The 21,671-nt window shown below is 72.7% G+C and carries 19 protein-coding genes and 1 tRNA gene; 18 read left to right on the forward strand and 2 right to left on the reverse strand.

Going from position 1 to position 21,671, the window contains the following annotated elements; all coding sequences use genetic code 11:
- The first annotated feature begins 47 nt into the window (after window positions 1–47).
- From AB0I52_RS01590 to AB0I52_RS01630, 9 genes are all read left to right on the forward strand, one after another.
- The gene (locus tag AB0I52_RS01590) at window positions 48–3,722 is read left to right on the forward strand and encodes a tubulin-like doman-containing protein (protein WP_363067877.1); all 3,675 of its coding nucleotides are present in this window, start codon (window positions 48–50) and stop codon (window positions 3,720–3,722) included.
- The gene (locus tag AB0I52_RS01595; protein ID WP_363067879.1) at window positions 3,719–6,310 is read left to right on the forward strand and encodes a hypothetical protein; all 2,592 of its coding nucleotides are present in this window, start codon (window positions 3,719–3,721) and stop codon (window positions 6,308–6,310) included. Before AB0I52_RS01590 ends, AB0I52_RS01595 begins: the two co-directional genes overlap by 4 nt.
- Complete coding sequence (locus AB0I52_RS01600) at window positions 6,307–8,412, forward strand: hypothetical protein (protein WP_363067881.1); 2,106 nt, start codon at window positions 6,307–6,309, stop codon at window positions 8,410–8,412. The genes AB0I52_RS01595 and AB0I52_RS01600 overlap by 4 nt, the downstream gene beginning before the upstream one ends.
- Window positions 8,409–10,469 (forward strand): hypothetical protein, encoded by a 2,061-nt coding sequence (locus AB0I52_RS01605; protein ID WP_363067883.1) that lies wholly within the window; start codon window positions 8,409–8,411, stop codon window positions 10,467–10,469. The genes AB0I52_RS01600 and AB0I52_RS01605 overlap by 4 nt, the downstream gene beginning before the upstream one ends.
- Window positions 10,470–10,758: 289 nt before the next feature.
- On the forward strand, window positions 10,759–11,172 hold the full coding sequence (locus AB0I52_RS01610; protein ID WP_363067885.1) for a YciI family protein: 414 nt from the start codon (window positions 10,759–10,761) through the stop codon (window positions 11,170–11,172).
- Window positions 11,169–12,410, forward strand: a complete 1,242-nt coding sequence (locus AB0I52_RS01615; RefSeq protein ID WP_363067887.1) for a DUF6596 domain-containing protein — start codon at window positions 11,169–11,171, stop codon at window positions 12,408–12,410. The genes AB0I52_RS01610 and AB0I52_RS01615 overlap by 4 nt, the downstream gene beginning before the upstream one ends.
- A 161-nt stretch (window positions 12,411–12,571) precedes the next feature.
- Window positions 12,572–13,204 carry an HhH-GPD-type base excision DNA repair protein gene (locus AB0I52_RS01620; protein ID WP_363067889.1) on the forward strand — a complete coding sequence of 211 codons (633 nt, stop codon included), beginning with the start codon at window positions 12,572–12,574 and terminating at the stop codon, window positions 13,202–13,204.
- Window positions 13,205–13,320: 116 nt separating this feature from the next.
- Window positions 13,321–13,617: a type II toxin-antitoxin system VapB family antitoxin gene (locus AB0I52_RS01625; protein WP_018101777.1), complete on the forward strand. Its 297-nt coding sequence runs from the start codon at window positions 13,321–13,323 to the stop codon at window positions 13,615–13,617.
- Between the two features lie 143 nt (window positions 13,618–13,760).
- Window positions 13,761–14,357, forward strand: a complete 597-nt coding sequence (locus tag AB0I52_RS01630) for a LytR C-terminal domain-containing protein (protein WP_363068295.1) — start codon at window positions 13,761–13,763, stop codon at window positions 14,355–14,357.
- A 31-nt stretch (window positions 14,358–14,388) separates the two neighbouring features.
- Here the strand turns inward: AB0I52_RS01630 and upp are convergent, their stop codons facing one another.
- Entirely contained in the window at window positions 14,389–15,024 is a 636-nt protein-coding gene (gene upp / locus AB0I52_RS01635; protein WP_311304301.1) for a uracil phosphoribosyltransferase, read from the reverse strand.
- A gap of 102 nt (window positions 15,025–15,126) precedes the next feature.
- Between upp and AB0I52_RS01640 the strand changes: the two genes are divergently transcribed.
- The 9 genes from AB0I52_RS01640 (at window position 15,127) to AB0I52_RS01680 (ending at window position 21,088) form a co-directional block, all read left to right on the forward strand.
- On the forward strand, window positions 15,127–15,426 hold the full coding sequence (locus AB0I52_RS01640; protein ID WP_363067892.1) for a hypothetical protein: 300 nt from the start codon (window positions 15,127–15,129) through the stop codon (window positions 15,424–15,426).
- 292 nt (window positions 15,427–15,718) lie between these two features.
- Complete coding sequence (locus AB0I52_RS01645; protein WP_363067894.1) at window positions 15,719–16,285, forward strand: hypothetical protein; 567 nt, start codon at window positions 15,719–15,721, stop codon at window positions 16,283–16,285.
- Window positions 16,286–16,294: 9 nt separating this feature from the next.
- Entirely contained in the window at window positions 16,295–16,795 is a 501-nt protein-coding gene (tadA, locus tag AB0I52_RS01650; protein ID WP_363067896.1) for a tRNA adenosine(34) deaminase TadA, read from the forward strand.
- A gap of 78 nt (window positions 16,796–16,873) precedes the next feature.
- A tRNA-Ser gene (locus tag AB0I52_RS01655) sits at window positions 16,874–16,958 on the forward strand.
- Between the two features lie 449 nt (window positions 16,959–17,407).
- Window positions 17,408–17,572, forward strand: coding sequence for a hypothetical protein (locus tag AB0I52_RS01660; protein WP_363067898.1), 165 nt, complete (start codon window positions 17,408–17,410; stop codon window positions 17,570–17,572).
- Window positions 17,573–17,582: 10 nt separating this feature from the next.
- Window positions 17,583–17,876 (forward strand): Dabb family protein, encoded by a 294-nt coding sequence (locus AB0I52_RS01665; protein ID WP_363067900.1) that lies wholly within the window; start codon window positions 17,583–17,585, stop codon window positions 17,874–17,876.
- 377 nt (window positions 17,877–18,253) lie between these two features.
- The gene (locus AB0I52_RS01670; protein WP_363068297.1) at window positions 18,254–19,069 is read left to right on the forward strand and encodes an RNA polymerase sigma factor SigF; all 816 of its coding nucleotides are present in this window, start codon (window positions 18,254–18,256) and stop codon (window positions 19,067–19,069) included.
- A 234-nt stretch (window positions 19,070–19,303) separates the two neighbouring features.
- Window positions 19,304–20,170, forward strand: a complete 867-nt coding sequence (locus AB0I52_RS01675) for an RNA polymerase sigma factor SigF (RefSeq protein WP_123460544.1) — start codon at window positions 19,304–19,306, stop codon at window positions 20,168–20,170.
- Between the two features lie 57 nt (window positions 20,171–20,227).
- Window positions 20,228–21,088: a hypothetical protein gene (locus tag AB0I52_RS01680; RefSeq protein WP_363067902.1), complete on the forward strand. Its 861-nt coding sequence runs from the start codon at window positions 20,228–20,230 to the stop codon at window positions 21,086–21,088.
- Window positions 21,089–21,118: 30 nt separating this feature from the next.
- Here AB0I52_RS01680 and AB0I52_RS01685 read toward each other — a convergent pair whose 3' ends face one another.
- Complete coding sequence (locus AB0I52_RS01685; protein ID WP_362961489.1) at window positions 21,119–21,331, reverse strand: hypothetical protein; 213 nt, start codon at window positions 21,329–21,331, stop codon at window positions 21,119–21,121.
- Window positions 21,332–21,671 lie beyond the last annotated feature (340 nt).

Raw genomic sequence — 21,671 nt, forward strand, 5'->3', positions numbered from 1 at the left:
ACCGAGGACGAACCGGCTGTGGTTACGGCCGTAAGCGGGAGGAACCCATGAAAATCTTCCAGCCGATGCTCTTCGTCGGACTGGGCGGCACCGGTGGTCTGGTCGGCGCGGAACTGGAGCGCAAGCTGCGCGCCGAACTGTGCGGTCCCGACGGTGTCGCGCTCAGCCACCTGGGCGGCCACGCGCCCTACCAACTGCCGGACTGCCTGCAGTTCGTGTACGCGGACTACAGCGAGTCCGACCTCCAGCGGCTCCCGCAGTTCAATGTGGACCCGTCGCTGCGGGCCGCGTACTCCCGCACCTCCCGTGCCACCCACAACCTGCTGCCCAACTTCGACAGTTCGCCCGAAGTGACCAAGATGCTGCGGGCGAGCCTGCGCGACGAGGTCTCCGACTGGCTGCCGCCGCGCACCGACGAACCGAAGGTCACCCCGCTCCACAACGGTGCCGGCCAGCTGCCCACCGTCGGCCGGGCCGCTCTCTTCGCGACCCTCAGGCACAGCCTCGCCCCGGTCCTGGAACCCCTGCTCCAGGCGATCGACGCCATCGCCAGGTCCGTCGGTGAGCTGAGCGAACTCGGCGGCGGCAAGGCCACCGGCTGCGATGTGTTCGTCGCCTTCTCCGTGGCCGGAGGCACCGGCGCGGGGATCTTCCTGGACTACCTGCACCTGATCAACTACGCGTTCCAGCAGCGCCATTTCGACGGCGTGAAAATCTACCCGCTGGTCGTGATGCCGTCCTCGTTCTCCTCGTCCGGCGGTGGCGGCCGGGAGGCGGAGCTCAACGCGGCCCGCGCCCTGGTCGACCTGTTCCGGCTGGTGGACGGGCAGAACGCACCGACCGAAGGGGAGGAGATCGGCGACCTGGACCACAGCCCCGGGCTCGGCATCCGCTACCCGGGCATGACGCCGATCCGGCTGCGGACCGGCATTCTGCCCACCGCGTTCCTGTTCAGCCCGACCGCGGGCATCCGCCAGGACGACCTGCGCCGCTCCATCGTCTCCCTGGTGATGTCGCTGATCGGCACCGAGCTGGGCGACGGACGCTCCCGGGGCCGGTCGACGGCGGCCGACGACGACTTCCAGACGTTCGCCGCGAGCTTCATCAACCGCGGGGTGCAGCGCAGCGCCGTGTCCCCGACCGGGATCGGCAGGCAGGGCGTCTCCACCAGCCTGGTGGCCTCCATGACCGCACCGATGGACCAGCTGGCCGACCTGGTGGCGGGCCGGCTGCTGCGCAAGGCGGTCACGGAGCTGGTGGAACGGCCGCGCGCCGCGCTGCGGGACAGCGCCGTACCGATGATCCGGCAGCTGTTCACCGACTCCCAGCTCGAAGAGCTGTGGGAACGCAAGCAGTTGGACGTCCCCGAGCCCGATCCGCTGCCGCGCGGCAGCAAGGCCATCGAGCAGGCGCTGGCCGAGCGGAGCGCGGACATGCAGCGGCTGCTGTCCGACCTCCAGTCCAAGGCCGACCGCCAGGCCGCCTCGATGGCCGACCGGTTCTCGCCGCGCCCCGCCATCGACAAGCTCCTCCAGACCGTGGACCCCTTCCTCGCCGAGCGCGTCGTGCGGGGCGTCCCCAAGAGCGACGAGCAGATCGCCCGGCTCGGGTTCCTCGGCATGCTCAACAGCCGGGCCGGCTCCCCCCAGCGCCCGCCGGGAGTGACGGAGCAGCCGCCGAAGAACCCGCGGATCAAGGGCCGGCTGGCGGGTATGTCCCCGGCCCGCTGGGGCGACGACGACGTACAGGCCGCGCTCCGGGCGCAGGACACCTGGTACCAGTGGCGGAGCCGCACCGTCTGGCACGAGGCCTGGCGGGAGCAGCAGCAGCGGTGGCAGTCCCACGCGGACACCGCCGGGACCGATCTGAGCCGCCTGGTGAACGCCTTCCGCAAACACTCCGACCAGGAGCGCAAGGTCTCCGCGCAGAAGGGCCTCGAACTGTACGAGGACCGCACCGGGATCTCGTACCTGCTGCCGCCCCAGCGCACCCTCAACCACTTCTACGAGGACCTGGTCACCCGGCTGGTCCGCCGGGAGGGGCTGCGGGAACACGACGAAGAGGCCGCGCTGCTGCTCAAGATGATCGACGGGGACACCTGGCGCCACGTCCACTCGCTCAGCCGGCGCAGCCCGGACAACGCCGTCGCCGTCGTCAAGGCGCAGTTGGAGGGCCGCATCACCCGGCTGTTCGCGGAGAGCGGCGAACAGTTGGAGGAGCGGCCGCTGTTGCCACCCATGGGCATCCTGCTGGCCGCCGCGGCGGGCGACGCGGACGCCGCGGACCAGGTCAGCAAGGAGGCCCTGGACCTGTTCGGCCGGAAACTCACCGGGCTGCTGCCGGTGGGCTTCACCCCGGAGGGCACCGGGCCGCTGCGGGTCCTGGTCACCCACCCGCGGGTGCAGGCGGTGGACGAGGTGAAGGAGTACCTCGGCAAGACGCTGCGGCTGCCGGCCGACGCGAAGAACTCCGTGGACTTCCGCGGGGTGGAGAGCGACTCGATCACCGTCGTCCTCTTCCGCAGCGAGATGAGCCTCACCCAGGTGCCCGAGGCCCGCAAGGTGCTGCGCCAGTGGGCCAGGGCTAAGGAGTCCGAGCAGTCCCAGGACGTGCTGCGCTGGCGTCAGCGGCTCGGCTACCGCGACAGCTGGATGGTGAGCAGCGAGGAGGACCGCCGCACGATCCTGCACCGGCTGCTGTGCTGCATGTGGAACGGCCAGGTGGATGTCGTGGACGGTGACCCCGCGTCGCCGGAACGGGTGCGGCTGCGGCTGTTCCCCGAGACGGGCGGCAGTGTGCCCGGGGTCCGGCTGCGGCTCGGCGACTTCCCCGGTGGTGTGTCGAGCTGGGCGGAGCTGCTGCGGGCGTACGAGCGCTGGACCGTCCTGGACGACGAGCGGACCGTCGAGGACTACTGCCAGGGGCTGATGAGCGCCCAGCCGCTGGGCCTGGCCAGGACCGGCAGCGAACCGCACCCGCTCTTCGTCGAACTGGTCGAGAAGATCGCCCCGCGCCAGCTGGAACTGCTGGCGGACCGCAGGGAGCGGGGCGGCGAGCGGGTCGAGGGATGGGTCCGGCCGCTGTGGGAGTTCTGGGCGGAGACGCTGCCGGCCGCGCTGGACGCCGAGTTCGGGGACCAGCGCGCGGTGCAGCCGACCCTGCGCACGCTCCTGGAGCACGTGCGCGGCGGGACGCCGGAGCCCCGGGCCCGCAAGGAGTTCCCGGAACCCCGGCGTCCCGTGGCCGATGACGACGACTGGGGCACCGCACCGGGCGCCTCCAGCGGCTACACGGCCTCCCGCGAAGGTGACGGCGGCGGCGCGGCGTACGGCTCCCGCGACACGTACGCGGAGCCCGAACGCGACACCCGTCGTGTGCGCGACGCGTACGCCGAGCCCGAACCCGACACCCGGCGGGAACGCGACACGTACGCCAAGCCCGAACCCGACACCCGGCGGGAACGCGACCCGTACGCCAAGCCCGAACCCGACACCCGGCGCGAGCGCGAGGCGTACGACCCCCTGAGGGCGGACCCGGACGACGACGACCCGTTCGGCGGCAGCCCCCGGCGTGCGCCCGAGGAACGTTCCGAAGGCGACGCGCCCCGTACCGGCGGGCCGGCGCCCTGGGACCACGATCCCGGCGACCGGAGCCCGTACCGGGCCGACGGCGACAACGACGACCGCCACCGCCGCAGGTCCCTGGACGGTGATGCGGAGTGATCACGCGTGAGGACGTCGCCAACGTCGTGCACCTGGACCTGCGCAGCGGAGCCGCGGAGCTCGACGCCGCCGCGCCCCTGCGGGCCAGGGTCGCCCGCCAACTGGGCCTGGCCGGACTGCCGGAGCCCGATCACCCGCTGTTCCTGGTGGTCGACACCCCGGCCGGGCTGCGGGACCACCAGCGGCAGTACGAGCTGCTCACCACCTACCGCGCCGTGGGCGAGATCAGGATGCTGGTCCTGCTGGTGGGCAGTGCGCCCGGTTCGTACGCCGGCGAGGACGAGGCGTTCCAGCCGGACCGGCGGCTGGAGAGGCCCGCGGTACTGCGGGCCTCCGGCATCGCCCTGCTGTGGGCCGGGGACCTGCGCTCCGCCCGCACCGCGCTGGAACAGCCCGCTCCGGACGCTCCGGACGCACTGGCCGTCCTGGTGGACCTGCTGTCGGTTCCGGACGTCTTCCTGAGGGTGCTCGACGACCTCGGGTCGCTGCCGGAAGCCATCGGCACGCCCGGGGTCCGGCTGCTGGAGCAGGACCTGCCGCCGGAGGTACGCGACCGGGCCTGGCGCGACGCGCTGCGCCGGTTCGCGGGCGAGGACGCCGAGCTCGCACCGGACCTGCCGGTGACCGCGTGGTCCGGCGCCGATCTGCCGGAGCCGCTGCGCGGGCTCGCCACGGGCCGGTCCGGCCGCGACCAGCGGCACCGGGAGCCGGGCGGGATGGCGGACAGCGCGTACGTCTCGTGCGCGCGGGCCCTGGACCAGGCCCGGAGCACCCTGGGCGGGCTGCGGGCCCTGACCGGGCTGCTGCGCGCCTCGCACCGGGAGGCATTCGAGGCGGACCTCGACCAGGCCCGCGAGGCCCTGGGCGAGTACCGGGAGCTCGTCACCACCGCCCTGCACAGCGACGGCGGCTCCGGCACGGCGCCCTCCGCCGCCGAAGCGGCGGCCCGGCTCGCGGCCCTCGGGCTGCGAGTGCCCTCGGCCGAGGGGGTGGGCGAGCGGATCGGCGAGGGGCTGCGGGAGTTCGCCCGGAAACTGATGGGCCAGAAGCTGGCCCTGCGCGCGGTGGCCCAGCGCTTCACCGGGCTGGCCGGGCAGGTGGAACCGGTCCCCGGCTCCGCGCTGCTGCCGAAGCTGGCCGGCCACTCCGCCGAGGCCGTGGCACGGCGGGCCGGGACGCGCGGCGGCCCGCTGCCGGACTTCGTCACCGGTCCGGCGGCGACGGCCCTGGCCGCCTCGGCGGGACTGCTCGGCGCACTGTGGCAGGGGCCCCTCGCGGTGCTCGCGGTCATCGTCCCGCTGGTGTTCTTCGGCGTGGCGGGGCTCAGCGCGTCCCGGCTGCGCGACGAGTTGGCGGGTCACCGTTCGGTCGGCCCCCGGGTCGCGGCACTCTGCGCCGCCGCGGGCGGGCTGGTCGTCGCGTACGCGACGGACCCCCCGCTCTGGCTGAGCACCGCCGGACTGCTGGTGGGGCTCGTCCTCGCGGTGGAGACGGCACGCAGGCTCTGGGACGCGGCAGCCGCCTACTGGGCCGCCGGCAAGGGGGCGACGGCGCTCCGCCGGGCCCTGGACGGGCTCGACGGCCTGCTGGCCGACGTGGTCCGTGAGCACTGGGCGGCGAAGGAGCGGCTGTACTGCGCCGACGCGGCACGGTCCGTCGCCGGGATGCTGCGGGCCACGGCCGCCGCCGCGGACGCCGAGGCGGTACCCGGTCCCGAACAGGCCGCGGTCCACGCGGGGTCCGGCGCCGAACCCCCGGCCATGGACGACTGGCTGGACAGTTCCTCGGCCCTGGAGTCCGACACCTTCGCCGCGTCCGACGACGAGGACACCGACTGGGCGAGCGAGTACGCCTGGCAGGACGAGCCGTCCTGGGACGAGCCGGCGGGCAGCCCCGGCGCCGCCGCCCTGCCCGCCGACCCGTGGGAGGACCGCACGTCCGGCACTCCGCGCTGGCTGGACCGCGAGAGCGGCGAGGGCGGGTCCGAACTGGTCGCCACCCTGGCCGACGATCTGATGGACGCCGCCCTGGTCGCGATGACCTCCTACTGGGGCGCCGTCGAACACGGCCAGACCGGCACCCGCGCCGTCCGCCGCACCGAGGAGCGGGTACGCGATCTGCTGTCCGCCGCCCGCCGCCACCTCCAGCGCAACGGGGTACTGGCCCCGCCACCGTTCGCCGACGCCACCCGCACCCGCACCGGCTCGGCGAACCTGCTCGGCACCGACCCGCACGGGGTGGCCGAACTGGTCGGCGCCGAGGCCGACCACCGGGCCGTCGTCCAGCTGTCCTCACCCGAGCAGGGGACGCTGCTCAGCCGCGACCCCGAGGCGGCGGTGTGGATCCGCTTCGCACCGCAGGCCGTGCGGGGCGAGGTCGAAACGGCCTGGCTGGCGAGCGGTTCGCTCCAGCCGGAGGACGTGCTGTGGACCTCGTCGGGCCGGTACGCCGGACTCATCCGGCTCACCCCGCTGCGCATGGGCGTGGTGGAGAACGTCCGGCCCCACCAGAGCCCCCGCAACCCCGGGTCGGACTGGCTGGAGCAGGAAGCACTGGAGTACGAGGAAAAGGACGGCGACCGCTGGTGACCAGCACCTCTCACTCGCACCTGGCGGATCCGGAGAGCACCCGGCGGGCCACGCTCACGTTCAGCACGCCCTCGGGCCGGCGCCGCACCGCGCCGGTCCGCTTCGGCGCCCGCGGGTCCCGCCGCGATCCGCAGCTGCCCCAGGTGATCCGCAACGGTCTCCTCGACGACGAGGGCCAGCAGTGCGTCCAGGTCCGGCTGACCGCCGCCGACGCCGCGAATCCGGCGGCGCGCGCCCTGCTGGACACGGAGGCGGGCACCGCCCTGCATCTGCACCGGGTGCTCGACGGTTCGCCGTACGCGCCGCTCTTCCCGAGGATCATCGGCCATGAGCTGGACACGGCCGAGCCGTACCTGCTGTACGCGGCACCGCGCGGTGTCGCCGCCGCGCGCACCCATGTGATGTCCGCGACCGATCAGCGGGTCCTCGCCCGCGATCTGATGCTGGCCCTGTGCCTGCTGGACAGCCAGGACCTGGTGCCGCGGGGCATCTCGCCGGGCACCGTGCTGTGGGACGGCACCTCGCTCCAGCTCTGGGGACTGGAGGCGGTGGCCCGCACCGGACGGCCGCGCACCCGGTGGGGCCGGGCGCCCTACTGCTCGCCCGAACAGCGCCGCGGAGAGGGCGTCACCGACCCCCGCGACGGGGTGTGGAGCGCCGCCCAGGTGCTCTACCAGCTGGTGACCGGCCGGCCCGGCCCCGCCGACCGGGTGCCCGCCGATCTCGCCTCGCACCGGGTACTCGCCGAGACGCTGCGGGGCGCCTTCGCCCCGCTCGCCCAGGACCGGCCGACGCCCGCCCGGCTGCTCGACCTGCTGGCCCCCGGCAGCTCCCGGCGCGTCGCGCTCGACGTACCCGCCGACGAAACGCGCCCGCACCGGGAGGCGTTCGAGCAGACGCTGCGCCTCAAGCGGCAGGCACCCGTCCCCGAACCCCGCGACGAGCCGGACGGGCAGGGCGCCGGCGAGGTGGTCTGCCCGTACTGCCTGGAGAACATCCAGCTCGACCTCGGCTCGCTGTTCGTCACCGACAGCAGGATGCAGTACCAGCCGCTGAACCCCGCGGGCATCGCCAACCCCTTGCGGCGCCAGGACGTGATGCGCGGCGCCGTGCAGAAGTGCACGGCCGACCCGGACTTCCCCGAGCACTTCATCCCGGTGCCCTATCTGACGTACGGACGGCCACTGACCGTCGCGATGGTCGGTCAGTCCTCCACCGGCAAGAGCCACCTGCTGACCCAGATGATCGCGGCGATCACCGACGGCGGCCTGGAGCCGTTCGGCCTGAAGTGGCAGTCCGTCAATCCGGAGCAGCACGCACGGTTCGTACGGGAACGGGTGCAGCCGCTGCGCAACGGCAGGGTCCTCGACCACACCAGCGGCGTCGGCCTGGACGGCTTCGCCCGCTTCGTGGAATCCCTGCTGATCACCGACGCGCAGGGGCAGGTGCGCCCGGTCGCCTTCTTCGATCTGGGCGGCGAGGACCTCGTACGGACCGACTCCGCGCTCCGCTTCCTGCTCGGGGTCGACGCCATGGTCTTCGTCGTCGACCCGGCGCTCGCGCTCCCGCTGCCCCAGCTCGACCACGCCAGGCGGCACTGGGGCCTGGAGGTGAACCGGGACGGTGATCTCGCCTTCGCCACCGTCCTGGACCGGCTGCCGAAGAACGGCCCGTACCTGGACGTGGCGGCCGCGATGGTGCTCGGCAAGGCCGACCTCCTGCGGTTCCAGCCCCCCGTCGACCGGTGGCTGGGCGAGGCCGCGCCCACCTCGCTCGACCCCGCGCTGACCCGCGAGGAGAGCACGGACGTCTACGCGTTGCTGCGCCGGCACGCCGGACAGGCATGGCTGCGCCCGTTCGACACGATCCGCCGGTGCACCCTGCACGTCTCCTCGGCCACCGGCGGCCAGGAGGCCGAGGGGCGCTACCCGGCGGGGGCGGGCCCCCGCCGGGTGCTGGAGCCGCTGCTGTCGGTGCTGGCGATGCACGGGCTGATCGAAGTGCCCGGCGGCGCGGAGGCGTTCGCCGTGGGAAAGGCGCCCGCGATGGAAGCGGTACCGCTGTCGGAAGCGAGTGAATTCCCGGGAGAGGAAACGACGTGAGCGACTTCCAGGACCGGAGGCCTGCTCACCGGGATCCGGCCGGCCCGCGCGGACGGGACGGGCAGGGCGCACGGGACGGGCAGTGGGCGCGGGGGCGCGCCGACGCCCCAGGCCCGGTGCACCAGGCCGTCTTCCGCTGGGAGGGCAACCAGGGCCGCCAGGGCACCGGCATGAAGGCCGTCGCCCACTCCTGCCCGGCCGAGCTCGCCGACGAACTGGGCCGGGAACTAGGTCCGTTGCTGTGGATGTCGGGTACGGCCGCCCCGCGGCAGAGCGTCGTGCGCACCCTGTCGGGCAACGGCCGGGTCATGCTCGTCCGGCGCTGGCCCACCACGGACCGGGGCGGCCGGCCCAGCACGGTCAGCCACGTCCTGATCGGGGACGCGCGGACCCTGGGGACCGAGGAGTGCCTCGGGCTCGCGCACGGCGGCTGGGGCAGTAGCCGGGAGTCCGCCGAGGGGGCGTCCGGGGAGCTGAAGGTGGTGGAGTACGCGCGGCTCGAATCCCTGGTGTCCCAGCGGCTGCCCGGCATGACGAAGCGGCTGGAGAGCGTCCGGCGCGCGCTGATCCTGGTCGCCGCGGAATGGCTGCGCGACCCGGAGCAGCGGGTGTCGCTCCTCACGGACGAGATGGATCCGAACGGCGGACTCGGCCCGGACGACGTGCCGTTGGTGTACCTGGGGCTGTACCGGCTCTTCGGTTCCTGGCCGGGCCGGGACTGGACGTTCGCCACTTACGACACGGCCGACCACCATCAGCTGCGCCTGATGTGCGTGTCGCGCTGGGAGCCGGACGCGGGCGGCTCCGGTCCGCTGGCCCGGATCACGGGGCGGATGGCGGGCGAGCCGAAGTTCGAACACCTGGCGGCCGCCCGGCTGGTGGACCACCTCCTCGCGCACCCGGCCGCCGTCCCCGGTGTACCGCAGCTGGCCGGCCTGCTCAGGGACGGCGCGGCACTGGCCTGGCAGCGGCGGCGCGGCCTGCTCAAGGAGATCCTGGACGCCGAGCACCGGCGCGGCGCCCGCCCCGTCGCTCCCCCACCGCACCACCCGGAAGCGGACCGCGCCCCGGGCGAGGAACCGGCCCCCGGACCGGCCGCGCCCGCCCCGCCTGCGCCGCCCGCCCCGCCTGCCTCCCTCGCCCCGCCTGCCCCGCCTGCCGAGAGTCCGGACGTACTCACCGCGATCCCGACCGCACCGGCCGAACGCCCGGCCGTGCCCACCGACCACCCGGCCGTGCCCACCAGGACCTCGGAGGCACTCGCCGGCCGCCCGGACCCGCTGTCGAAACCCCTGACCGCACCCGCCCCGCCCGTCCCCCCGGCCGCCCGCGAGACGGCTCTCCGCGAGGTTCTCCGCAGCCACCGGCGCAATGACGCCGTCGGTCGCGGTGTGCTCGCGGAGCGCATGCGCGGCGTCCCCGACGAACTGCTGCTGGCCGAACTGCGGTCCGAGGGGCAGCCGCAGGAGTCCGTGGAGCTGTTGCTGAACGAACTGGGGAGCCGCGCCCGGGTCTCGTCGCGGCCGGAGCCGATGCGCCACGAGCTGTGTGCGGAAGTGCTCCGCAACGGGCTGTACTTCGCACCGAACAGGCCGGGCACCGAGTCCGTCTCGCGGGCGGTCCGGGCCGAACGGGCTGCCGCACTGTTCACCTGGGCCGTCGCTCCGCTGGCCCGGGACGGGCGCTATCTGCTCGATCTTCAGGAGCTGCTGCACCGCATGAGCCGGGACCGCCATCCCACCGCGGGCAACTGGATCCGGCTGAGCATCACCGACCCCCCGGGCGGCAGCGCACCCGATCTGCCGCCCGTCCTGTGGCAACAGCTCCTGCGGGACCTGATCACCCATGCCCCGGCGCCGTACCCGCCTCCCCGGACCCCGCAGCCGCCCCTGTCCCCGCTCGCTCCCGCCCCGGCGCCGGTCTCGCCGGTGGCAGCGCAGCGGCCCCCCGGCCTGTGGGACCGGCTCACCGAACGGACGACGGAGGCCGGCTGTGTGGTGGGGTGCACCCTCGGACTGCTCGTCGTGATGATCGCGGGCGTGGTCATCTTCGCGTGACGGCAGCAGGCGGACGGCCGTGGCAGCGACGGCCACGGCCGTCCGGCCGCCGGCGCCCGCGCGTCGTTTCCCGGCGTCAGCGGTCGCCCACGAGCGCGAAGGCGAACTCCCCGGTCACTCGCCCGTTGCTCACAGCGGTCCCGGCCGGCACGCACGCCGTGGGCCGTTCCGGGAACTTTTCGGGTTTCCGCGAGAATTCTCCGGCGCGGTGTCGAGGACCGTCCGCCGGATCCGACGTCCCCTGTGAAGGCCGCCCACGAGGGGCGGCGGGGACACAGGGAGCGGAACCATGAAGTACCTGGTGATGGTGCAGGGCTCACAGGCCGGCTACGAGGCGATGCGCGGAAACGCGAGCGCCGGGAATCCGGCCTGGAGCGAGAAGGACGTGCAGGCCATGTTCGCGTTCATGGGCGCGGTCAACGACGATCTCGCCGAGACCGGTGAGCTCATCGACGCCAACGGCCTGACCGAACCGGCCAGGGCCCGGTTCGTCCAGGCGGGCGAGGACGGCCGTCCGGTGATCACCGACGGCCCGTACGGGGAGACGAAGGAGCTGCTCGCCGGGTACTGGGTGCTCGACTGCGAGAGCCTGGAACGGGTGACGGAGATCGCCGCGCGCGTCGCGCGGTGTCCGGCGCCCGCCGGAGCGCCCGCCAGTCCGGTGGTCATCCGGCCCATCGACGACGGCGGAGGCGATGTGTGAGGCGTACGCGTGACGTCGAGGACCTGCTGCGGCTGCACGCCCCGCAGGTCCTCGGCGCGCTGGTACGCCGGTACGGGCACTTCGACCCGGCCGAGGACGCGGTCCAGGAGACGCTGCTCGCCGCCGCCGGGCAGTGGCCGGAGCAAGGGGTGCCGGACAACCCGCGCGGGTGGCTGATCAGGGTGGCCTCCCGGCGGCTCGTGGACCGGCTGCGCAGCGACGACGCCCGGCGGGCGCGTGAGGAGACGGTGGCGGCGCTCACCCCTCGGGACGCGTTCACCACGCCGCCGCCCGACGAGCCCGGCGGGAGCCGGGCGCCCTCCGAGGACGACACCCTCACCCTGCTCTTCCTGTGCTGCCATCCGGAGCTGGCCCCGGCCGCGCAGATCGCGCTCACGCTGCGGGCGGTCGGCGGACTGACCACCGCCGAGATCGCACGGGCACATCTGGTGCCGGAGGCGACGATGGCCCAGAGGATCAGCCGGGCGAAGCGGAAGGTCCGGGGCGCGGCCTTCGTCCAGCCGGGTCCGGCCGACCGCGCCGGACGGCTCGGTGCCGTGCTCCAGGTGCTCTACCTGATCTTCAACGAGGGCTACACGGCGACCTCAGGACCCGCTCTGCACCGCGCCGAACTGGCCCGGGAGGCGATCCGGCTGACCCGTTCGGTGCGCCGGCTGCTGCCGCGGGACGGCTCGGTGACCGGGCTCCTGGCGCTGATGCTGCTGACCGACGCCCGCAGCGCCGCGCGCACCGGCCCGCACGGCGAGCTGACCCCGCTCGACGAGCAGGACCGCACCCGCTGGGACCGGGCGGCCGTCGCCGAGGGCGTCGCTCTGGTCGAGGAGGCACTGCGCGAGGGCCCGGCCGGTCCGTACCAGGTGCAGGCGGCCATCGCGGCGCTGCACGACGAGGCGCCCCGCACCGAGGACACCGACTGGCCGCAGATCCTCGCGCTGTACGACGTCCTCGTGTGCCTCGCCCCCGAGCCGATGGCCGAGCTGGGGCGGGCCGTCGCCGTCGCGATGGTGCACGGGCCGCGGGCCGGGCTCGTCGAGGCCGATGCGCTCGCGGACCGGCTGGCGGGCAACCACCGCCTGGACGCGGTCCGCGCCCACCTGCTGGAACGGGCCGGCGACACGGCCGGGGCCCGCGCCGCCTACCGCTCGGCGGCCGCCGCCACCCTGAGCCTTCCCGAGGCCCGCTACCTGCGCGGGCGCGCGGACCGGCTCGACGGGTAGGCCGCGGCGGTTCTGTCCACACCCGCCGGCCTCGGCCGGTGAGGGCCGGAATCGGCCGCACAAGGCCACAAAGGTCGGCAAACGGCTGCAATCGGCCGCGAACAGCTCCGCGGGCGGTGATGGTGCTGGCCGTCGCACCCCGCGCTCGTAATGATCGGGCCATGACCAAGAGCGACAAAGGCCAGGACATCACCCTCCGCATCGCCCAGCAGCCGGAGGCGGACGAGCTCCTCGCACGCAGCCCGCTCGCCGCCCTGGTGGGCATGCTGCTGGATCAGCAGGTGCCGATGGAGTGGGCCTTCTCCGGCCCGTACACCCTGGCGCAGCGGATGGGCGGGGAGGATCTGGACGCCCATGAGATCGCCACGTACGACCCCGAGGCGTTCACCGAGCTGTTCACCGCCAAACCCGCGCTGCACCGCTATCCGGGCTCCATGGCCAAGCGGGTGCAGCAGCTGTGCCAGTACCTGGTGGCTCAGTACGACGGTGTGGCGAGCGCGGTGTGGAGCGACGCCGCCACCGGCGCCGAGCTCCGGAAGCGGCTGAACGCCCTGCCCGGTTTCGGCACCCAGAAGTCGCAGATCTTCCTGGCGCTGCTGGGCAAGCAGTTCGGCGTCCGGCCGCCGGGCTGGCGCGAGGCGGCGGGTTCGTACGGGGAGGACGGCTCGCACCGCTCGGTCGCCGACATCACCAGCCCCGAGTCGCTCGCCGAGGTCCGCGCGTACAAGCAGGAGACCAAGGCGGCGGCCAAGCAGGCGGCCAAAGCCGCGAAGGCCGGCGCCAGGGGCAGGTGAGTCGGGCGCCGTCCGACGCCTCAATTCCGGAATGGACTCTTATATGCCCTCGCGGCCGGCAGCACGGTCCCGTCCCGTGGCTGCGCCCGGTGGCTCTTGACCGGTAGGCTTTCCGTGTGATCTTCAAGCGCATCGGAAATGGGAAGCCTTATCCCGACCACGGCCGGGAAAGCACCCGGCAGTGGGCGGATGTCGCGCCGCGCCCGGTCCGCCTCGACCAGCTCGTGACCACCAAGGGACAGCTGGATCTCGAAACCCTCCTCGCCGAGGACTCCACGTTCTACGGCGACCTGTTCGCGCACGTCGTGAAGTGGCAGGGCGACCTCTACCTGGAGGACGGACTGCACCGCGCGGTCCGTGCCGCGCTCCAGCAGCGCCAGGTACTGCACGCCCGCGTGCTCGAACTCGGCTGAGACACACACCGCCCCGCACCGCGTCCCGCGGGGTTCGTTCGGGTGTTTTCCCACTCGGACGGGTGCGATCCATTGATCATTTAGTAGGCATCATCACCGGGTCGCACTACGCTGCGCCCATGAGCATGCTCACTCCCCCCGGCATGGGCGGAAAATACCGCATCACGGGTGCCAAGTACCCGCGCATGCGGCGCCCCCGCCGCCGCAGCAGACTGGTCCTCGCAACCACCGCCTCCGTGGTCGCCCTAGGGGTGGCCGGATGGGGCACACTGCAGCTCATCGACGTCTTCACGGGCGGCGACAAAACGGCCAGCGCCGCCGACCGCAAGGCGGACTGCCCGTCCGCCGAGCCGTCAGCGCCCGCCGTGGCACTGCCGAAGCCCGCGAAGATCAAGGTCAACGTCTACAACGCGACCCCGCGCGGCGGGCTCGCGAAGGCGGCGGCCGATGAGCTGAAGAAACGCGGTTTCACGATCGGCAAGGTCGGCAACGCCACCGCCGCGTACGACAAGAAGGTCGCCGGGACCGGCATACTGCTGGGCGCTCCGACCGCGGTCAACGGCACCTTCCCGGTGCTCGGCACGCAGCTGCCGGGGGCCGCGACGAAGACCGACGCCCGCAAGTCCGCGGACGTCGATCTGATCATCGGTACGAAGTTCAAGGCGTTCAGCACGCCGCAGGCGGCCTCCACCGCCCTGACCGCCCTGACCAAGCCGGCCCCCGCGCCGTCCTCCTGCTGAGGACCGCGGGGGGCGGCGGGCGGGACAGGCTCTAGTCGGCGGTGCCGTACATCCGGTCACCCGCGTCGCCGAGGCCCGGCACGATGTAGCCGTGCTCGTTGAGCCGCTCGTCGACCGAGGCGGTGACCACGGTGACCGGCGTCCCCGCCAGCTCGCGCTCCATCACCTCGACGCCCTCGGGGGCGGCGAGCAGCACGACGGCGGTGACGTCGTCCGCACCGCGCTTGATCAGCTCCTGAATGGCCGCGACCAGCGTGCCGCCGGTGGCCAGCATCGGGTCCAGGACGTACACCTGGCGGCCCGAGAGGTCCTCCGGCATACGGGACGCGTACGTGGACGCCTGCAGCGTCTCCTCGTCGCGGATCATGCCCAGGAAGCCCACCTCGGCGGTCGGCAGCAGCCGCACCATGCCGTCGAGCATGCCGAGGCCGGCCCGCAGGATGGGCACGACCAGGGGCCGCGGGTACGAGAGCTTCACGCCGGTGGTGGGTGTCACCGGGGTCTCGATGTCGACCTGCTCGGTGCGCACATCGCGGGTGGCCTCGTACGCGAGCAGGGTCACCAGCTCGTCGGCGAGGCGCCGGAAGGTCGGGGAGTCGGTGCGCTTGTCGCGCAGGGTGGTGAGTTTGTGCGCGACCAGTGGGTGGTCGACGACGTGGATCCGCATGGGCCCACAGTAGTCGCGCCTCCCGTACCCGTGCGCTGGCATCAACCACACGTTCGGGGGGAAGGTGGGGGCATACGGACCCAGCCTTGGGGTGATGAGCCGATGCCGGACGGGGCACAGCGGAAACGGGACGGGGCGGACCCTCCCGAGCCCAGGGACACGCAGGAGACCGACGCACAGGAGACCGACGCGCAGGAGACCGACGCGCAGGAGACCGACGCGCAGGAGACCGACGCGCAGGAGACCGACGCGCAGGAGACCGACGCGCAGCGCCGCAGGCGCCGCGCCCAGTTCCTCCGCGAGCTTCACGAGGCCAAGGCGCTGCGCGACCGGGTCCAGCCGCGGCGGGTCAAGGCCGCCCGAATGCGCCAGGCCATGCGGATGCGGACGTTTCGCTGGTAGCCGTCCGGCCTGCGGAAGAACCCCCTGGTGGCCGCGCCGGACAGAACTGATGGCCGACGCAACGTCCGAACTGCTCTCGCCGGGCTCTCGTTTCTGCCACGATTCCGATGGGCGGGACGCAGGGCAGCCGGACCACCGACTGCCCTCCCGCCGGACCGACACACCTAGGGTCTTTCGTTTGGATCGGGCCGGATCAGGCCGGATCAGGGAGCGGGGTCAAGATGCGCGTGCCGGACCCCGCGAGCCCGGCCTGAGCCGAACGAGAGGCCCCTAGACCAGTGGGAGAGTCACGGTGTACTTCGCCGCACTGCTCGCGCGCACCGAAGACGGGTGGGAAGCGAGCGACACGGATCTCGACGACGTGGAGACCCTGTCCGATCTGACGGATCTGGCCCGTGAAGCCTCGGTTGACGAGGACACGGTGCTCGTATTCATCGAGCAGGAGGACGCCTGGTTCGGCGTCATCCGGGTGGACGGTGAGGAGGACCCGCGTATCTACGTCTCGAACGCCTCCGCCGCCGCCCGCTCCTCGTACGGGGAGATCCTGCTCACCGATGAACTGCTCGGCCGCGAACCCGGGGCCGAGGACTCGATTGCCGCCCTCGAAGAGCTCGTCGGACTCGACGGTACTGAGGACGGCGAGCCGGACAACGCCCCCGACAACCACAACGACGACAACGACACCACCGACGACGATGACGACGGGCTCGACGCCGTACCGGCTGGCCCGCTCGGTGAATCCGGGGTCCTGTCCGACCTCGGGCTCCCCGAGGCGGAGCTGCTGATGCTGCGGACGGACGCACTGGTGGAGATCGCGGACGCGCTGGGAGCGGCCGAGGTCCTGGAGACCGTCCGTTAAGGTCCGCGGGTGACCGAAGCACCGCACCCGCACGACCCGCCCCAACCGCACGATCCCGTACGGAACCCGTGGCGGGCGGCCATGCGCCGCGCCCTGGACGAGGCCGACCGGGCGGCGGCGGCCGGCGATGTGCCGGTCGGCGCCGTCGTCCTCGCCCCGGACGGCACACCGCTCGCCGCGGGACACAACGAACGCGAGGCGACCGGCGACCCGACCGCGCACGCCGAGATCCTCGCCCTGCGCCGGGCCGCCGCCGCGCTCGGCGAATGGCGGCTGTCCGGATGCACCCTGGTGGTCACGCTGGAGCCCTGCACGATGTGCGCGGGCGCGCTGGTGCAGTCCCGGGTGGCCCGGGTCGTCTACGGGGCCCGGGACGAGAAGGCCGGAGCGGCCGGCTCCCTCTGGGACGTCGTACGCGACCGCCGGCTCAACCACCGCCCCGAGGTGATCCCCGGAGTGCTGGAGGCCGACTGCGCGGCCCGCCTCACCGCCTTCTTCCGCCACCGCTGACCTGGCGTCCCCGTGTCCGGGCGGTGCCTTCGGGAATCGGATTTCGAAGGACGGCCGGGATGGTCTAAGCTCTCTCTCGGTAGCGTGTCCGAGCGGCCGAAGGAGCTCGCCTCGAAAGCGAGTGTGGGGAAACTCACCGAGGGTTCAAATCCCTCCGCTACCGCAGGTAAATGAAGGGACCGACCCGTTGGGGTCGGTCCCTTCACTGCGTTCCGCCTGCCCCACGGAACGACGCGGGCCCCGGCTCGGGAACGAGCCGGGGCCTGCGTGCTGTGCCACTGATCAGGTCGGAGGGAGCGGCATCGGGGGGACAAGCCGCTCCCCCCGATGAGAACAGGCCCTACCAGCCCTCGCCGCGATCGGGGGGATGCCGCGGCGAGGACCCCACAGAGGGACCCTGTTCCTCGCCCTGCGGACTTCCTGCCACATCCGCCGGGCTCGCCATCCATTTTGCCCGCCCGCAGAAGCCGCACGGCCGGGCAAACGGCCCCGATCTCCGGGTCCTTGGTCCCTAAAGTCCGGATGAGTGATCGGAAACAGCAGGCGGATACGGCCATTCGTGCGGATAGACTCGCCCGACCGCGCAGGCGATCGAAGGGGAGTCAGGGGCCGATGGTGCAAGCGAAGAAGATCGCTCTCTACTTGATAGTCGTCTTCGTGCTCTACACGATCATCACGGCCCCGGCACGGTCCGCCGATCTCGTCCAAGTAGGGTTCGAGGGCGTTGCGAGTGCCGCGCAGAGCGTCGGTGACTTCATGTCCGAGCTCGTGAAGTAGGAGTACCCGCATGATCCGCCATCTGGTCCTGTTCAAGCTGAACGACGGCGTCGAGCGGGACGACCCACGGGTCGTCGCGGGGGCCAGGGCCTTCCAGGAACTGGCGGACAAGGTCCCCGGGCTGGAGTTCTGGGAGTGCGCCTGGAACATCACCGACCGGCCGATCGCGTACGACTTCGCCATCAACTCAGCCGTCGCCGACGAGGCCGCACTGAAGAGCTACATCGAGCATCCGGCCCACCGGGCGGCCGCCGGTCAGTGGCGTGAGTTCGCCACCTGGGTGATCGCCGACTACCCGTTCTGACCCCTTCGGCCCTGCGAGCCCCTCACCACAGCGGTGAGGGGCTTTTCTTTGTGTTTAAACCGATTCGAGGCCAACACGGCGCAATAGGGTGCTTGCGCATAGTGGACATGTCTTGTGATGCTATGACCGCTTTTGACGGATGAGTTGATCGAAGTTGACCGCAAAGGGGTGGCGTCACCGTGCCGGCCAGTACAGCGCCTCAAGTGCCTCCCCAGACCGCCCAGACGGGGCAGACCACCCAGACGGCGTCCGCCGTCCAGACGGCACCGACCGCCCGGACGGAGCAGACCGTCCAGCAGCCGCAGACCGTCCAGCCGTCACAGGCCGTCCAGCCGCCGCAGCAGGCGCAGCAGGCGCAGGAGCAGCCGCAGGCGGCGGTGCAGACGATCGAGACCGAGACGCCCGACGACACCGTCGCACCCGCCCGGACCAGGGGCGCGGACACCAGGGCGCTCACCCAGGTGCTCTTCGGGCAGCTGAAGGGGCTGGAGCCGGGGACGGCGGAGCACGGCCGGGTCCGGACGGCGCTGATCGAGGCGAACCTCCCGCTGGTGCGGTACGCCGCGGCGCGGTTCCGGAGCCGCAACGAGCCGATGGAGGACGTCGTCCAGGTCGGCACGATCGGTCTGATCAACGCCATCGACCGGTTCGACCCCGAACGCGGCGTCCAGTTCCCGACCTTCGCGATGCCGACCGTGGTCGGCGAGATCAAGCGGTACTTCCGGGACAACGTACGGACCGTCCACGTGCCGCGCCGGCTGCACGAGCTCTGGGTCCAGGTCACCGGCGCCACCGAGGACCTGACGACCGCTCACGGCCGCTCACCCACCACCGCGGAGATCGCCGAGCGGCTGAAGATCTCCGAGGACGAGGTGCTGGCCTGCATCGAGGCGGGGCGCTCGTACCACGCGACCTCACTGGAAGCCGCCCAGGAGGGTGACGGCCTGCCCGGCCTGCTGGACCGGCTCGGCTACGAGGACCCGGCCCTGGCCGGGGTCGAACACCGCGATCTGGTCCGGCACCTGCTCGTCCAGCTGCCCGAGCGGGAACAGCGGATCCTGCTCCTGCGCTACTACAGCAACCTGACGCAGTCCCAGATCAGCGCGGAACTGGGTGTCTCCCAGATGCACGTGTCAAGGCTTCTCGCCAGAAGTTTCGCCCGACTCCGGTCCGCAAACAGGATCGAGGCGTAACCGGAACGGGTAATCCGTTCGTTGGGAATTCCGGCCGGACCTCATGCCGCATACCCCTTGTTAACTGCACAGACTCCCCCAAGACTTGTCGACAAGTCACTACAGCGCGTTGCCGACATGTGACATTCTGCGGGAACCGCGTTTGCCGCCGCCTCACCTCCGGTATTCAGGTGGAGGCTGCGTTCCTCCGATGGTCGCGGCCGCCGCGACCGTCCGCGACCTCAAGGGGGTGGCATGTCCGCAGAACAGGGCAGCTCGAAGGTGCTCACGCTCACCAAGAGCGCACCCGCACCCGTTGTGCTCACCAGCTCGTCGGAAGCCATCGACACCCGCACGCTGTCCCGCTCGCTGTTCGTGCGGCTCGCCGCACTGGGTCCCGCACCGGGTCCCGATGGAACGGACAGCCCCGAGCGTGCCTATGTGCGGGACACACTCATCGAGCTCAACCTGCCGCTGGTGCGTTACGCCGCGGCACGGTTCCGCAGCCGTAACGAACCCATGGAGGACATCGTCCAGGTCGGCACGATCGGCCTGATCAAGGCGATCGACCGGTTCGACTGCGAACGCGGCGTGGAGTTCCCCACGTTCGCGATGCCCACCGTCGTCGGCGAGATCAAGCGCTTCTTCCGCGACACCTCGTGGTCGGTACGGGTGCCCCGCCGGCTCCAGGAGCTCCGGCTCGCCCTCACCAAGACCAGCGACGAGCTCGCCCAGAAGCTCGACCGCTCGCCGACCGTGCCGGAGCTGGCCAAGGCGCTCGGGGTCTCCGAGGAGGACGTCGTCGACGGCCTGGCCGTCGGCAACGCCTACACCGCCTCCTCGCTCGACTCGCCCTCACCCGAGGACGACGGCGGCGAGGGCTCGCTGGCCGACCGGCTGGGATACGAGGACGCGGCGCTGGAGGGCGTCGAGTACCGCGAGTCCCTCAAGCCGCTGCTGGCCAAACTCCCGCCCCGGGAGCGGCAGATCATCATGCTGCGGTTCTTCGCCAACATGACCCAGTCGCAGATCGGCGAGGAGGTCGGCATCTCGCAGATGCACGTCTCGCGCCTGCTGACCCGCACGCTCGCCCAGCTCAGGGAGGGGCTCATCGCCGACTGACCCGCGCGCAGCCGCGCAAGGGTTCCGAATTGACGGGTCGTCAGCCACACTGGCGCGATGCGACGTCAGACATTCGGCCCGCCCGGCCGCCGGGGCACCGTGATCGCCGCCTCGGCGGCCGTGCTGTGCCTGGGCGCGGCGCTGGCGGGCTGCGGCGACGGGACGGGCGGCGGCGGCTACACGGCCGTCGGCGCCGCGCGGGCGGCCTCCGGGAAGGCCCCCTCGGGGGCGGTGCCGCCCTCGGGGAAGGTCACGCTGGTCCCGCTGGACAGGGACGAGCGCGGGGACGAGCGCGGAGGCGCCAAGGGTGACGGCGACGGCAGACGCGGCGCCTCGCCCTCACCGGGCTCCTCGGCCGCGTCCCGCGAGGCGGGCGATGCGGGTGGTTCCGATGGTACGGGCGGTGCGGGTGGTTCCGGCGGTGCTGCAGGGCGTCCGGGTACGCCGGGCCGTACAGCGGACGGCTCCGGCACCGCGGGCGGCAGCGGCACGGGCGGCTCCGGCACGGGCGGCGCGAGCCCCACGGGCGGCTCCGGCCCCGATGGCTCCGGCAGCTCCGGCTCCACCGCTCCCGCGACCCCGTCCCCGCCGGGCTCCACCGCCCCCGCGGGGGCGGCCGTGCTGAAGGTGGGAGCTCCCGAGCGGGCGGCGGCGGACGAGCGCTGGTGCGAGAAGGTCACCGTGGAGTTCCGCAACACCGGTGGATCACCGGCACGTTCGGGCACCGTCACCTTCGCCACGCACATCATCGGCGGGCTGGGGATCGACTGGGCGACCCGGGAATCGACAGCGCCGCTGCCCGCACCGATCGGCGCGGGAGCGGCGCGGAAGAAGACGTACACCGTCTGTGTGGACGCCTGGCGGGTGCCCCTGGGCATGCATGTCGAGACCCGGGACGTCACCGCCGTCTGGAAGTGACGGATGGGGACGGGGTGACCGGAGGGCCGGTCAGCCGAGCGCGAGCCAGGCGACCGCGCCGAGGACGACGATCACCGCGACGACGATGGCGATCAGTCCGGTCCTCGGGCCGGACGACACGGCCGCGGGCTGCTGCCGGCGCTGCGGCTCGCCCTCGTCGACGAAGGCGCGGAACATCTGCGTGTTGCCTGCCGGGTCGCTTGTGCCCTCGGGACCCTGCGGGGCGTGGGGGTTGTGTGCCATGTCGCAGGACCCTAGCGAACTCGGCGCGGGCGCCCAACCCCCGGGGCGGTGAAGGCGCGAGGCCGCGGCCGGGGAACCGGCGCGGAAGGCGCGGGCGAGGCGTGCGGAAGCCTCGGATGTCCGGCGGGGAAGGCGCGGGTGCGCGGCGGGAAGCCCTCCGGGCCCGCCGGCCCCCGAGCCGTGACCGGGGCCGCGCCGCGCACCGCGTCTCCCGCACAACACCCGTGCGCCCCGGGCCACTTGGGGATCACGGCCACCCGCGCCTGCCGCCCCTCCCGTATATACACGCGAGGGGCGGTCGCGCACCGCTCGCGGGCGGGGCGGCATCGCTCCTCGGGCG

The sequence above is a fragment of the Streptomyces sp. NPDC050423 genome, from assembly GCF_040655445.1.
Taxonomy (GTDB): Bacteria; Actinomycetota; Actinomycetes; order Streptomycetales; family Streptomycetaceae; genus Streptomyces.

Excerpts from the sequence above, each read along its gene's own strand:
- AB0I52_RS01630 (WP_363068295.1), top strand. The coding sequence starts at position 13,761 with ATGGGCGGAAAATACCGCATCACGGGTGCCAAGTACCCGCGCATGCGG.
- AB0I52_RS01640 (WP_363067892.1), top strand. The coding sequence starts at position 15,127 with ATGCCGGACGGGGCACAGCGGAAACGGGACGGGGCGGACCCTCCCGAG.
- AB0I52_RS01660 (WP_363067898.1), top strand. The coding sequence starts at position 17,408 with ATGGTGCAAGCGAAGAAGATCGCTCTCTACTTGATAGTCGTCTTCGTG.
- AB0I52_RS01665 (WP_363067900.1), top strand. The coding sequence starts at position 17,583 with ATGATCCGCCATCTGGTCCTGTTCAAGCTGAACGACGGCGTCGAGCGG.
- AB0I52_RS01685 (WP_362961489.1), bottom strand. The coding sequence starts at position 21,331 with ATGGCACACAACCCCCACGCCCCGCAGGGTCCCGAGGGCACAAGCGAC.
- AB0I52_RS01590 (WP_363067877.1), top strand. The coding sequence starts at position 48 with ATGAAAATCTTCCAGCCGATGCTCTTCGTCGGACTGGGCGGCACCGGT.
- AB0I52_RS01610 (WP_363067885.1), top strand. The coding sequence starts at position 10,759 with ATGAAGTACCTGGTGATGGTGCAGGGCTCACAGGCCGGCTACGAGGCG.
- upp (WP_311304301.1), bottom strand. The coding sequence starts at position 15,024 with ATGCGGATCCACGTCGTCGACCACCCACTGGTCGCGCACAAACTCACC.
- AB0I52_RS01680 (WP_363067902.1), top strand. The coding sequence starts at position 20,228 with ATGCGACGTCAGACATTCGGCCCGCCCGGCCGCCGGGGCACCGTGATC.
- AB0I52_RS01620 (WP_363067889.1), top strand. The coding sequence starts at position 12,572 with ATGACCAAGAGCGACAAAGGCCAGGACATCACCCTCCGCATCGCCCAG.
- AB0I52_RS01675 (WP_123460544.1), top strand. The coding sequence starts at position 19,304 with ATGTCCGCAGAACAGGGCAGCTCGAAGGTGCTCACGCTCACCAAGAGC.